Origin of the sequence: Terrimicrobium sacchariphilum, from assembly GCF_001613545.1 — a bacterium.
Classification (GTDB): Bacteria; Verrucomicrobiota; Verrucomicrobiia; order Chthoniobacterales; family Terrimicrobiaceae; genus Terrimicrobium; species Terrimicrobium sacchariphilum.
Map to the genome: position 1 here is coordinate 1,513,656 of NZ_BDCO01000002.1, position 12,294 is coordinate 1,525,949.

The window sequence follows — 12,294 nt, forward strand, 5'->3', positions numbered from 1 at the left end:
GGCCTGAGAGATCACGCCTTTGCAGCGGATTCAACTGAGCTTCATGGGGGAGGGCTGGGTATACTATAGGGAGAATGTTCTTCCTATGGAAGGGGCTGTTTAAAGATACCTACGATGAAGCGGTTAACAATCTCCCTAATTTCATGAAATCCCTCCGTTGTTGCGCAACTATTGCGTTGATTCTGATGTCCGGTCTGGCGGCCTCTCCCGAGGCACGAGCGGATGACGCAGTAGCTCTCTCGATCATGCCCGACCATAAAGACGGACTGTATTCCTCGGGGGATACCGTCACGTGGACGATCGACCTGGCCGATCCGAAAGCCGACCGGACAAAGGTCGGTTTGCTCGATTACACGGTTAAAAAAGACGGAGACGGGGTGGTGACAAAGGGACAGATCGACCTGAGTAACGGACCTGCCACGGTCACGGGAAGCAGGACGGAGCCGGGTGCGTTGGTGCTCAACGTGACGAAACCGGGGGGCAATGGACTGCCGATCGGTGTCGGCGGAGGAATGTTCGATTGGCAAAAGGTGAGGCTTTCCCAGCCCGCCCCGGCGGATTTTGATCAATTCTGGGGAGACAAACTGAAAGAACTCGCCGCGGTGCCGGTGAATCCGGTGCTGCAAAAAGTGGACGTGCCCAACGCGGCGGGGACCGACTACTACAAGGTCACACTCGACAACATCCGGGGCACGCACGTCCAAGGGCAACTGGCCCGGCCGACGGCTGGGGAGAAATTTCCCGCGGTCCTAATCCTGCAATTCGCCGGAGTCTACCCCCTCAAGAAGGACGAGGTGACCAACAGGGCGGCCAAGGGCTGGCTCGCGCTCAACATCAGCGCCCACGACCTCCCGATCGACGAGCCCGAGGACTTTTACAAACAGAAGAAGGACGGAGATCTGAAAAACTACGTCTACCTGGGTAGCGAGGATCGCGAGCAGTCCTATTTTCTCCGCATGCTGCTTGGCTGTGTCCGTGCGGCGGAGTATCTCGCCTCGCGTCCCGATTGGGATGGAAAGACGCTCATTGTGACGGGAACCTCGCAGGGTGGGTTACAGGGCTTTGCCACCGCGGCACTGTTCCCCAAAGCCTCCGGGTTGATGGTCAACGTGCCGGCCGGTTGCGACGTCTATGGGCCAAAGGCTAATCCCGCCCGTGCCTTTGGCTGGCCGTACTGGCTTTCCAACTGGGGGCCGCGCGATCGCGATTTGAACAAGGTGAGCACGACCGCGGGATATTTTGACGCAGCCTATTTCGCCGAGCGGGTGAAATGCCCTTCTCTTGTCTCGGTGGGACTGATCGACGACACGTCGCGTCCATTTGGTGTCATTGCCGCGTTCAACGCAATCCAGGCTCCCAAGGAACTCATCCTCATGACGCGATCCAATCACCACGGCACGGGAGGAGCCCAGGGGCTTTACTTTGTGGAGAACGCGAACTGGCTGGCGGCCCTCCAGCAGGGCAGGCCGCTTCCGATTGCCGCAGAAGGGTTCCTGATCGATCCGTTTAAGTAAGGACGGATTACCTGCGTAACGGCACTCTGGCAGATTGAGGGAGTCGGACAATGAAAAGGACGGCAACCGAGATCATCAGGGTCACGAGGGCGAGAAGGCCTGCCTGATAGATCTCGCCGCTCTCGACGTGAAAGAAGATCGCGAGCGGAATTGTCTGGGTGCGACCGGGAATGCTGCCTGCGAGCATGAGGGTCGCGCCAAACTCCCCCAGCGCCCGGACGAAGCTCAGGATGGTGCCGACCAGAATGCCTGGCCACGCGAGGGCGAGCATCACGCGCCAGAGGAGTTGCCATTCGTTCATGCCATAGAGCCGCCCCACGTCGAGGAGTTCCGTGTCGATTTGCTGAAAGGCGGCGTAGGCCGACTGGTACATCAGTGGAAAAGACGCCACCACGGCGGTAATGACCGTGGCCTGCCAGGAGAAGATCACGTCGATGCCGATATCGGACAGCAATGTGCCGACGGGCGAGTTGCGACCGAAGAAGAGAAGCAAGGCGAGGCCGATCACTGTGGGCGGAAGCGCCAGCGGAAGGAGCAGCATGGCATCCACGAGGCCGACCCAATGACCTCGCGCCCCGAACCTCCAGCGTGCAGCAAGGATGCCGAGTATGAAAGTGATGACCGTCGCGGTCACAGTCGTCTTCAGGCTCAACCAGATCGGCGTGGTATCCATCAGGGCTTGGCTAGTACCTCAAAACCTCGCTTGGCAAAAAGCTCGGAAGCTTGAGGGGATTTCAGGAAATCGAGATAGGTCCGGGCGGCGGCAGGCTGACGAGCGGCTTTGATGATGGCGGCAGGGTAAACGACTGGATCGTGGGAACCGGCGGGCGCCTCGGCGAGGATGGCGACCTTGCCGGATTGCTTCGCGTCCGTCATGTAAACCACGCCTGCGTCGACATTCCCCGTTTCTGCATATGTCAGGACCATTCGGACATCCTTGGCAAAAATCAGCCTCGGCTTCACAACGTCCGCGATTTTGTAGAAGGCAAATATCTGCTGGGCGTACTGCCCGGCAGGCACGCTGCCGGGTTCGCCAATGGCGATGCGTTTTACCGAGGCATCGGCCAGCGCGGCAAAGTCAGCGGGGGCTGTGGCCCCTGGAGGACCGACCAGCACGACCTTGTTGCCGAGGAGATTGAAGACCGACCCCTCCAGGAGCAATCCCTTGGAGGCAAGAGCGTCCATCTGCCGGGTCGCGGCGGAAATGAAGACGTCGACGGGCGCGCCCTGCTCGATCTGCTGCTGGAGGGCTCCGGAGCCAGCGAGATTCAGGTCGATGGCGATGCCGGGATTTTTTTCGGCGAAGGCGGCGTTCACGTCGGCCAGGGCTTCTTTCAAACTGGCCGCAGCGGAAACCACAATGGTCTGGCCCGAGACTGGCGTGAGCGCGATGAGCAGGGTGAGGGCGCTGCCGAGGAGCAGCTTGGCGAGGTGGCGATGCATGGGTTTATCCTTTTGGGTGTTCGAAAGATACGGGCTCAATGGGGTAGAAGATGGGCGCGTTGCCGCCTTGGCGTTCTGAGAATCGGCTGAGTGTGAGTTGACCAGAGGGAGAGGTGAGGAACTCCGAGAGTCTTCTGGCGCCCTCGGGGTTGCGGCCGAGCCTGCGGGCGAGATTTGCCTCGATGACAACATACGGTCTCCGCATTTCCGGGTCTCCCTCCACCATGATCTCCATGCCTGCGTTTGGAATTTTTCCGCTGAGCATGGGAATGCGTCCGACGATCACGTAGGCATGACGCTCCGCCGCAAACTCCACCACGCGTTGCGGTACCGGGCTGTCGTCGCGGATGATCCAGTCGCCCTCAGGGCGAATCTCGGCGAGCTTCCACAGGCGGGCGCCTACCGTCTGGCTGCCCACGTTCCGGGCCTCGACAAAGGGAGCCTTGGCCGCAGCGATCCGGGTCACGGCTTCTGCTCCGCTCTTGAGGCCGCGAATCTTCGCCGGATCATCGGGAGGGCCGACTATGACCAACTCGTTGCGCGCCCAGGGTTTCATGGAAACACCGAGGCCATCAGCGACAAGGTTGGTGGCCACATCGCTGGAGTGAAGAGTGATGAGGTCGATGCCTCCTTTGCGAAACGCCTTGTCGATAATCTCCTTTGGGCCCGTGCTTACGACTTCCACGGGGATGCCTGTCTGTCGCGTGAACTCCGCAGTGACTTCCTCCCACATGCCTGTGGTCATGAAGCCGCCGATGATGGCGACTTTTACCGGTGCGTTGGATGCAGTGGGCGTGCGCTGGCACGAGGCGAAAAGAAGCAGGATCGATGCCGCCAGAAAGACAGCAGACAACGAGCGATATCGACGATGGGAAATGATCATAGGTTGGGCTTCCATGTATCGCCGGGGATTTCGGTCTTCCATCGGACATCGGGCTGGGAAAGATCCCCCGTGCCACAGCCGAGATACGTTCCGGTGAACCGCTGGACGTGACCATCGAGGAAGACGACATTCGCGCCACCCGAGTGTCGGGGAACGACCGAATATTCGCTGCGCGAGGGAACCGTGGAGGCATAGCCGCCGGGCGAATCGGCCAGAAAGGCGAGACTCGACGGGCGGGGCAACTGAACGACACGGCTCGCGTCCCGCTGGTCCCAGCGGGAGAGATACATGTTCATTCCATAGCTGATGAAGTGCACGCAGTCCTCGGGAATCTTCGCTCCAGGGCAGAGAAATATGCTGCGGAGTCCTGGCCTGGGAGCCTGCCCATGGGCGTAAAGCTCCTTGTATGGACTCATCTCCAGGTAGGGCGGAAGACAGTTGAACCAATCTTCATCGCGGTCGATTACTGTCACAGGGCGCACTCCCTGGCCCCGCCGGGGTAGGAAACCGTCGTGGTCCTGGATGTAGAGTTGCAATGCCACGCCCCACTGCTGGAGGTGGCCGACACACTCCGCGCCTCGCGCTTTTTCTATCCCGGTATTGACCCAGTTGGTGGTGACACTGGCTGCAATGGCGACGAGGCTGATGGCGACGAGAACCTCAGGCAGAGTGAATGCCGCACGGCGTATCCGCCTTCCGACGATAATCAGGCCACCCAGCGCGGCGAAGCCGAGGACCGATGGCTCCGGTATGGCGGTGATGATGATCTTTGGTTCGTTATCATGCCCGTAGCGGCTGGAGCTGAAGAGGTAGTCAATATTGTCGTCTCCGGCGTACATCAAAAAAGAGATAGCGCCCCCGGCGGTCACGTCGGAGACGAGGTTGTCCGTTAGGGGCAGATTCCAGGTGAGGCGAATGCCGTTTCCCGGGGGATCGTATGTGTATGAACCCAGCACCTCGTGCTCGCTCGTCAGCAGCGTGGAGAGGGAGTCATAAGTGACACCGTCCTGCGTCGGACTGCTGGGACTTCCGGAACCTTGCTCCCAGTCGTCATCGGAAAGCCATTCGATGACAAACTTCCCTCCCTGGATCATGCCAAAGATCGGGTTGTTGGGGATCGACCCGGCTTCGGCCCAGTTGCTGGCAAAGCTCAATGATATGGAAGTAACAAACCAGTGCCCCGCGCCATAGGTGGCATCGAAAAGCGTGATCGCCCCGGCGGAGCTGAACATGATCACGCTTTGAAACTCGCCCTTTCTGATCGTACGACCGGAGGCAGGATCAACGTAAGAAGAGTTGCCCGATGCGATTACGAGCGTTCCGGCATCACCGTAGTTCCAATCGGTCAGGTCGTGATCGACATTGTCTCCTCCAGTATTCGGATTATCCGGCGAGCCAGTGGCAAGGAAGGCGTCATTACTTGAGATGACCGAGTAGACCGTAGGCTCGACCGCACGTGATAGCACGGTCAGGCCTGCGAAACCGGCCAGCAGGAAAAGCCTGATCCAGCCGGCGGCCTTCATTGGGCGGAGGTGTCTGGGCCGGCGGCGATGCTCCGGCGGCTCCGCCAGAGCAGGACGCCCGATCCTGCACCGAGCAGAATCAGCGTACTGGCTCCGGGCTCGGGAACCGATACCACATCAAAAGTCAGCGTAGGAAGAGATGTGCCTCCACCGGTAAAAATGGTGATACCCATCGTATCACTCGTGGACATGAGGTAGAGCGAGATATTGGAATCTCCCGAGGAACTGGCGGTTAGGATGTCGCCGAGGAACGAGGCGTTGCTCCCGAGGTCGTAGCTGAGGGTAGACTGGCGGGTGCCGCTTGAATCCGTACTCCACTTGCCGGATGTGAGGTCGGCCGCCGTTCCCGTGTACCCCGGAGTCGTCCAATCGTAGTATTCCGAGGCAAGCAGCGCCTGTCCGCCGGACCAGTTTGAGAGTCCTGCGGCATTCGTCGCATACGCAGGGTTCGTGTTCGGGGTGGTTGAATTGACTTTATCAAGATCGATCTGCGCCCAGGAATCATTCGCAACCCAATAGATGTCAAATGTGCCAGCTCCGGAGTTGAACCGGGTATTGTTGGAATAGAGCGTGTATTGGAAAGACAGCTTCACATTGGAGACCGCCCAGTTTCCCGGGCCGTAGACGCTATTGAGCGAGTCGACAAATGAACCAATGTTGAACTTGAATGCGACATTGGCGGCGAGCGCAGATCCGCCTCCAGACTTGAGGCTCGCGGAGCCTTGCACTCCCTCGGCTCCACCGGCCCAGGAAGTGCCGTTACTCATGATCATGCAACTTGTTTCCTTTGCTGCGGGGGAATTTCCCGACCCGCTGACGATGCTGAAGCTTCCCGAGGTGAGAACCGTTGCACCAGCGGCGAGCGGAAGACCGATCGTCGCGATGAGAATTGCCATTCGGCGGGCGACGTTCCGTGCAAAAAGAATTGACCGACATCCTCCGGCCGTCTGGCCGGACCCTGCATGTTTTAGGTTGTTTGGCAGCATTTAAGCGCTCTGGGAGAAACTGCTGTATTGCAGCGCATTCCAGTGCGCGGAACCTCCGCGCCTACCCAAAACAACCCGGCAGCCCTTCTTGCGCTTTCCGGAAAAGAAGAAAATCTAATAGATGAAAATATGTAAACAATTTTTTACAAAAACTACTTTTAGTGAATCTATATCAGTCAATATTAGTGAAATGCGTCAACGGTGCTTGACGCGGTGGACGGCATCCGGGAGCATTTTCTCATGCTAGACGGGCTCGATGGAGCGGGAGAACGCATCGTTCAGTTGCGGGCGAGGCGAAATCTGACCCAGGCGGGGCTGGCTCGCGCTGCGGGAATCACCCGGCAGTCGCTGAACCAGATCGAGCGCAATCAGGTGATCCCTCGAGTCGACACGGCGCTGCGTTTGGCGCGTGCTCTCGAGTGCCCGATCGAGAGCCTGTTCGGGCCTCGCGAGGAACCCGCCGTGCTCCCGGTGCATCTGGTAGGCAATACTCCGCAAGAGGGCATGCGGCTCGATCTCGCTCAACTGGACGGGCGCTGGATCGCCGGGGAGTCCGACCTCCTGGCCAAGATGGGGGCAGGACTGGCGATGGCGGATGCCGTGTTCCGTCACACCCCGACCGGACCGTCGGCAGAGACGAGTCTGGACTTGTCCGATCTCGCCGAAAATCTCTTCGTGGCGGGCTGCGATCCCGCATTGGCGCTGCTTTGCGAGTCGGCTTCCCGACATTCCATCAAGGGGCGTTGTGTGTGGATTCCCTGCGGTAGCGCCGTGGCTCTGCGCCGCCTGGCGGAGGGCGAGGTGCATCTGGCCGGAATTCATTTCGGCGAGGACGATGAGGCCAATCTCGAAGGCGTGAAGCGCCTCGGGCTTCTCAAGAGCTGTCTCGTCATGCGCTTCACACGATGGGAGCAGGGCTGGATGGTCGGACGTGATTTCTCCTTCCAGGGTTTTGCCGATCTGCCGGGGGGACGCATCCGCCTGGCCAATCGGGAGAAAGGCTCGGGATGCCGGAACCAGTTGGAGGAAATGATGCAACTGAGCGGAGTCGTCGCCAACGAGATTGCGGGATACGATTCCGTGACCGTGAGCCATTCGGATTGCGCCCGGCGAATCGCGGCGGGCCTCGCCGATGTGGGGCTGGGGTGCGAATCCATTGCGAGGGTCTACGGGCTGCGATTTATCCCGCTCTCGCAGGTGGCATTTGACCTCGTCATCCGGCGCGATCAACTCGGCAAGCCCCTTCTCGAGGCGCTCATCGATCATCTCGCCATTGGCAAGTTTGTCCGCTCGATCTCGCAAATCCCTGGCTATGAAACAGGTGAGACCGGGCGCGTGCTTACTCCATGAGTCGCTTTCCTGGCTGGTGAAGTTTTTTCGCGAGAGTTGAATTTACTCATCCTTCGGTCGATTTTCAGAAAGTTCCCGAGGAGAGCGGGCGGTGGCGGTTGGCTCATGGCGCGAATCATGCTTAGCTAGTTCACCGTGAAGAAGGATATCGGGCCGGATCGCCCGATCATTGATTACAACGATATTGCCGACGGCTGTCCGGGCTGCGACTTCGCGCAGATGCCCCCCTCGAATGCCGATCTGGCAAACCTGCCAGCTCCTTTGTGTCGTGTCATTCAGGAGCTCAAAATCCTTTTCGACATCGCCCGGACGCTGCAGGAGGGCGGGGAGTTGCAGGATGTCATGAGCGGTTTGCTGCATGAGATTTCCGAGGTGATCGGATTGCACAACGGCACCCTGCGGATTCTAAACCGCGCGATCAACGAGACTCAGGTCGAGGCGGTCCAGGAGGTTCCGCGAGGCATTGCGACCAATGAGTTCGAGCGGTTTAACCAGATCGCTGCTCGCGTGATTGAAAAGGGCGAGGCCGAGGTCATTCCCGACATCGGGCGACCGATGCATGTCGTCCACGGCACGGCCATTCAGACGGTGGACTGGCGGGTGCTGGCGGCGGGGAAGGGAGCTTTTCTCTGCGTGCCCGTGGCGAGGACAAATGAAATCCTCGGCACGCTCAGTGTGATCAGCCACAGCAAGACGGTCGTGTCGCTCCAGGCCGACCTGCGTCTTCTCACCCTGATCGCGCAGATGATCGCGCAGGCCGTGAAACAGCGGCAGCGGGCGCACGAGCAGATCGACTATTTCCGGCAGGAGAACGAGCGGCTTCAGGAGCAGCTCAAGCGGCACTTCCGCCCCGGCAACATGATCGGCAACTCGAGCGTGATGCAGACCGTTTACCACTCGATCGAGCAGGTGGCGGCAAGCAACACGACCGTGCTGATCCGCGGGGAAAGCGGCGTGGGCAAGGAACTCGTCGCCCATGCCGTGCATGAACGCAGTCCGCGCGCGGGGAAGCCGTTTGTGAAGATCAACTGCGCCGCCCTGCCCGAGAGCATCGTGGAGAGCGAGCTTTTCGGCCACGAGCGCGGCGCCTTTACCGGAGCGATCGCGATGCGCAAGGGGCGCTTTGAGCTGGCTCACCGGGGCACCATCTTTCTCGACGAGGTCGGCGAACTGCCGCTCCAGACCCAGGCCAAGCTGCTGCGCATCCTGCAGGAAAAGGAGTTTGAGCGGGTTGGGGGAACTGAGACGCTGCGATGTGATGTGCGCGTGATCGCGGCGACGAATCGCTCGCTGGAGGAGTTTGTTGAACAGGGAAAGTTTCGCGAGGATTTGTATTACCGCCTCAACGTCTTTCCGGTTTACGTCCCTGCCCTGCGGGAACGGAAGACGGACATCCTGCAACTCGCGGATTTCTTCGTGGAAAAATACAGCGTCGCCAATGGCAAGGACATCAAGCGGATCTCCACCGCCGCCATCGACATGCTGATGAGTTATCACTGGCCGGGCAATGTGCGCGAGCTGGAGAACTGCATCGAGCGAGCCACGCTGCTGGCCACCGAGGATGTCATCCACGGCTGGCACCTGCCGCCGACCTTGCAAATGCCGGAGTCCAGCCAGCCGATCCAGGAGTCGAAGATCAAGGCGGCGATCCACGGCGTGGAGCGGGAATTTCTGGTCGATGCGCTCAAGACGCACAAGGGGAACATGGCCGCGGTGGCCCGGCATCTCGGCCTGACCGAGCGGGTCGTCGGATTGCGGGTGAAGAAGTACGGTATCGACGCGCGAAGTTTTCGACCCTGACCCCCCCCGAGTTGTGTCCGTTCCCTCCCACCTCAACGTCTTCTCTCTCTGCAACCGTCCGCCCTGGGCCATCGCCTCAGTCGACTTTCAGGATGATCCCACCGCCTTGCACATCGGTCGGGTGCGCGAGGACAACAAGCGGCTCTTTGCCCTCCTCGACGCCGAACCACGCGCGACGCGAAGAGGGGAGATTTTTCACGAGTACATCTCCGTGCAGTTCGCGCTGCACCAGTGGGAACATTACGAGAAGGCCGCGCGGAGCAGTCTGCGAAACAGCTACGTGCGCTATCTGCGCGGATGGTCGGTGGATTCCAACTCGCTCGAGGGTGCGGTGCTGAAAGGCTGGGTGCATAGCCGGCTGGGCATCCCGCCGACCTTTCATAACGGCCCGCTGGCCGATGATGCGGAACTGCTGACGGCCTACTCCTATGACCGCATCAAGGGCAGCGCGCGCACCAATGCCATTGACTCGCAGCTCGATCTGCTCTTTGAGTTCTGCCAATACGAGCTCGCGCGGCGTCACCCCGGTGAGCGCTGGATCACCCTCTATCGCGGTACCTACGATGCGGCGGGGTACCAGGAAATGCCTGATCCCGTTCCTGGTGAGCCGGTGGTGCGCATGAACAACATCTCGTCGTTCACCTCCGATCGAGAGTGCGCGTGGGAATTCGGGTCGACCGTCTGGGAGGCGCGTATTCCCATGGCCAAGGTCTTCTTTTTCAGCGACCTGCTGCCCGACAGCATCCTGCGCGGCGAGCAGGAGTATCTGGTGATCGGAGGCGAGTATCGCGTGCGGAGGCTGCTCTACTGATGAAGCGGAAACTGCTGGCCAAGATAGAGGGCGGACTGTGGGGGCTGCTGGTGGGCGATGCAGTGGGCGTGCCGTATGAGTTTCACCCGGCGCGGGAACTGCCGCCGCGCGAGCAGATCGATATGTTTCCGCCGCCGGGGTTTTCACGCAGCTATGCGCATGTGCCGTGCGGCACGTGGTCCGACGATGGCGCCCAGGCGCTTTGCCTCACGGAGTCTCTCATCGAGCGCCGTGAGTGGGACCCGTACAATTTTTCCCGCAAGCTCCTCGCCTGGGCCAGCCGCGGCTATCTCGCGGCGGACGGGAAGGTTTTCGACATCGGCATCCAGACGGGCGAGGCGCTCCGTCGCCTCTCCGCGGGCGCGACGCCCTATGAGTCGGGCCTGGCCGGGGAGCGCAATAACGGCAATGGTGGCCTGATGCGGTCGCTCCCGCTCGCTCTCCTGCTGGAGGGCTCCGACGCGCGGCTCGTGGCCGTGGCGCATGAACAGTGCGCGATCACTCACGCGCATCCGCGTTCGCAGGTTTGCTGCGCGCTGTATTGCCTCTGGGCGCGGCGGGAGCTCGATGGCGTCGACGGCGCATGGGAGCGGGCGACGGCTGATCTGGAGGCGCTTTACGCAAACAGCCCTGTCCATCTCCGGGAGCTGCGAGAGGTGGTATTGCCCACTGCGGAGCAAACACCTGGCGGCACGGGCTACGTGGTCGACGCGCTGCACTCCGCTCGCGCGGCTTGTGCAGAGACTTCCTACCGAAATGTCGTAATCGCCGCCGTAGCCCTCGGCAACGACACCGACACCACCGCCTGCCTCGCCGGAGGCATTGCCGGAATCCGCTTTGGTAGGACCGGCATCCCGCCGGAATGGCGCGAAAACCTCCGTGGGCGGCATATCCTCGACGAGGTGCTCGTTCGGCTGAGGAAACTTCCTACATTCGCGTAGTCCCATAACGGGTGTTCCTACATTTTGGTAGGAAACGCAAATCACCGTCAGCGAAGCGCAAGCGAGCGATAGTCTCCCTAAGTGATTCATTAGCAATATCCCCGCGTGCGTGGACGGGCAGCGCTGCGCCGGTCGGAAATCTTGGCACAGCGCGTGATTAAGAGAATGCAAAGCCGGGCGCGAGTCCGGACCAACCAAAACTCAAAATCACTAAAATGCGGAAGATTGCTATTTACGGGAAGGGTGGAATCGGGAAGTCGACGACCACTCAGAACACAGTGGCCGGTCTCGTCGAGATGGGCCGCAAAGTCATGGTCGTGGGATGCGATCCCAAGGCCGACTCAACCCGCCTCCTGCTCGGCGGCCTCGCCCAGCGCAGCGTGCTCGACACCTTGCGCGAAGAGGGTGAGGACGTTGACCTTGAGGACATCCGTTCGCAGGGTTTCTGTAACGCCCTGTGCGTGGAGTCCGGTGGTCCGGAGCCGGGAGTCGGTTGTGCCGGTCGCGGCATCATCACCTCGATCAACATGCTCGAGCAGCTCGGCGCGTACGAGGACAAGGTCGGTCTCGACTATGTCTTTTACGACGTGCTGGGTGACGTCGTGTGCGGCGGATTTGCCATGCCGATCCGCGAGGGCAAGGCCGAGGAAATCTACATCGTCTGCTCCGGCGAGATGATGGCCATGTACGCGGCCAACAACATCTGCAAGGGCATCGTGAAGTTCGCCCAGACCGGCGTCGTCCGTCTCGGCGGCCTCATCTGCAACAGCCGTAACGTGGACCGCGAGCGCGATCTCATCGAGGCCTTTGCCGAAAAGCTGGGCACCCAGATGATCCACTTCGTGCCGCGCGACAACGACGTGCAGCGCGCCGAGATCAACCGCAAGACGGTGATCGAGTGGAACGCCGAGGCTCCGCAGGCCGACGAATATCGCGCCCTGGCCAAGGCCATCGAAAACAACAAGAAGCTCGTCATTCCGAAGCCGCTGCCCATCGAGGCTCTCGAAGCCCTGCTCATGGAATACGGCCTCTTTAACTAATCT

Annotated in this window: 11 protein-coding genes; 6 read left to right on the top strand and 5 right to left on the bottom strand. The window is 60.5% G+C overall.

Going from position 1 to position 12,294, the window contains the following annotated elements; all coding sequences use genetic code 11:
• Positions 1 to 143: 143 nt before the first annotated feature.
• The gene (locus TSACC_RS07150) at positions 144 to 1,514 is read left to right on the top strand and encodes an acetylxylan esterase (RefSeq protein ID WP_169809567.1); all 1,371 of its coding nucleotides are present in this window, start codon (positions 144 to 146) and stop codon (positions 1,512 to 1,514) included.
• A gap of 7 nt (positions 1,515 to 1,521) precedes the next feature.
• Here TSACC_RS07150 and modB read toward each other — a convergent pair whose 3' ends face one another.
• From modB to TSACC_RS07175, 5 genes are read right to left on the bottom strand one after another with little or no spacing between them, the layout of a single operon-like run.
• Positions 1,522 to 2,187: a molybdate ABC transporter permease subunit gene (modB, locus tag TSACC_RS07155; protein ID WP_075078683.1), complete on the bottom strand. Its 666-nt coding sequence runs from the start codon at positions 2,185 to 2,187 to the stop codon at positions 1,522 to 1,524.
• Positions 2,187 to 2,957 (bottom strand): molybdate ABC transporter substrate-binding protein, encoded by a 771-nt coding sequence (gene modA / locus TSACC_RS07160; protein ID WP_075078684.1) that lies wholly within the window; start codon positions 2,955 to 2,957, stop codon positions 2,187 to 2,189. The genes modB and modA overlap by 1 nt, the downstream gene beginning before the upstream one ends.
• Positions 2,958 to 2,961: 4 nt before the next feature.
• Positions 2,962 to 3,855 carry an ABC transporter substrate-binding protein gene (locus TSACC_RS07165; protein WP_237763913.1) on the bottom strand — a complete coding sequence of 298 codons (894 nt, stop codon included), beginning with the start codon at positions 3,853 to 3,855 and terminating at the stop codon, positions 2,962 to 2,964.
• Positions 3,837 to 5,363 (bottom strand): prepilin-type N-terminal cleavage/methylation domain-containing protein, encoded by a 1,527-nt coding sequence (locus tag TSACC_RS07170; protein WP_075078686.1) that lies wholly within the window; start codon positions 5,361 to 5,363, stop codon positions 3,837 to 3,839. The genes TSACC_RS07165 and TSACC_RS07170 overlap by 19 nt, the downstream gene beginning before the upstream one ends.
• Positions 5,360 to 6,259: a PEP-CTERM sorting domain-containing protein gene (locus TSACC_RS07175; protein WP_202815921.1), complete on the bottom strand. Its 900-nt coding sequence runs from the start codon at positions 6,257 to 6,259 to the stop codon at positions 5,360 to 5,362. Before TSACC_RS07175 ends, TSACC_RS07170 begins: the two co-directional genes overlap by 4 nt.
• Positions 6,260 to 6,550: 291 nt before the next feature.
• Between TSACC_RS07175 and TSACC_RS07180 the strand changes: the two genes are divergently transcribed.
• The 5 genes from TSACC_RS07180 to nifH all read left to right on the top strand — a co-directional run bounded on the left by TSACC_RS07180 (position 6,551) and on the right by nifH (position 12,291).
• Positions 6,551 to 7,699: an XRE family transcriptional regulator gene (locus TSACC_RS07180; protein WP_084400274.1), complete on the top strand. Its 1,149-nt coding sequence runs from the start codon at positions 6,551 to 6,553 to the stop codon at positions 7,697 to 7,699.
• A gap of 219 nt (positions 7,700 to 7,918) precedes the next feature.
• On the top strand, positions 7,919 to 9,499 hold the full coding sequence (locus TSACC_RS07185) for a sigma-54 interaction domain-containing protein (protein WP_075080607.1): 1,581 nt from the start codon (positions 7,919 to 7,921) through the stop codon (positions 9,497 to 9,499).
• A 13-nt stretch (positions 9,500 to 9,512) separates the two neighbouring features.
• Positions 9,513 to 10,310 (top strand): NAD(+)--dinitrogen-reductase ADP-D-ribosyltransferase, encoded by a 798-nt coding sequence (locus tag TSACC_RS07190; protein WP_075078687.1) that lies wholly within the window; start codon positions 9,513 to 9,515, stop codon positions 10,308 to 10,310.
• A complete protein-coding gene (locus tag TSACC_RS07195) occupies positions 10,310 to 11,251 on the top strand; it encodes an ADP-ribosylglycohydrolase family protein (protein WP_075078688.1) in 942 nt (313 codons plus the stop codon). Before TSACC_RS07190 ends, TSACC_RS07195 begins: the two co-directional genes overlap by 1 nt.
• Positions 11,252 to 11,466: 215 nt before the next feature.
• Complete coding sequence (gene nifH, locus TSACC_RS07200) at positions 11,467 to 12,291, top strand: nitrogenase iron protein (RefSeq protein WP_075078689.1); 825 nt, start codon at positions 11,467 to 11,469, stop codon at positions 12,289 to 12,291.
• Positions 12,292 to 12,294 lie beyond the last annotated feature (3 nt).

What these genes read in the sequence shown, in the direction of transcription:
- TSACC_RS07150 (WP_169809567.1), top strand. Translation starts at nt 144, where the DNA reads ATGAAATCCCTCCGTTGTTGCGCAACTATTGCGTTGATTCTGATGTCC.
- modB (WP_075078683.1), bottom strand. Translation starts at nt 2,187, where the DNA reads ATGGATACCACGCCGATCTGGTTGAGCCTGAAGACGACTGTGACCGCG.
- modA (WP_075078684.1), bottom strand. Translation starts at nt 2,957, where the DNA reads ATGCATCGCCACCTCGCCAAGCTGCTCCTCGGCAGCGCCCTCACCCTG.
- TSACC_RS07165 (WP_237763913.1), bottom strand. Translation starts at nt 3,855, where the DNA reads ATGGAAGCCCAACCTATGATCATTTCCCATCGTCGATATCGCTCGTTG.
- TSACC_RS07170 (WP_075078686.1), bottom strand. Translation starts at nt 5,363, where the DNA reads ATGAAGGCCGCCGGCTGGATCAGGCTTTTCCTGCTGGCCGGTTTCGCA.
- TSACC_RS07175 (WP_202815921.1), bottom strand. Translation starts at nt 6,259, where the DNA reads ATGGCAATTCTCATCGCGACGATCGGTCTTCCGCTCGCCGCTGGTGCA.
- TSACC_RS07185 (WP_075080607.1), top strand. Translation starts at nt 7,919, where the DNA reads ATGCCCCCCTCGAATGCCGATCTGGCAAACCTGCCAGCTCCTTTGTGT.
- TSACC_RS07195 (WP_075078688.1), top strand. Translation starts at nt 10,310, where the DNA reads ATGAAGCGGAAACTGCTGGCCAAGATAGAGGGCGGACTGTGGGGGCTG.
- nifH (WP_075078689.1), top strand. Translation starts at nt 11,467, where the DNA reads ATGCGGAAGATTGCTATTTACGGGAAGGGTGGAATCGGGAAGTCGACG.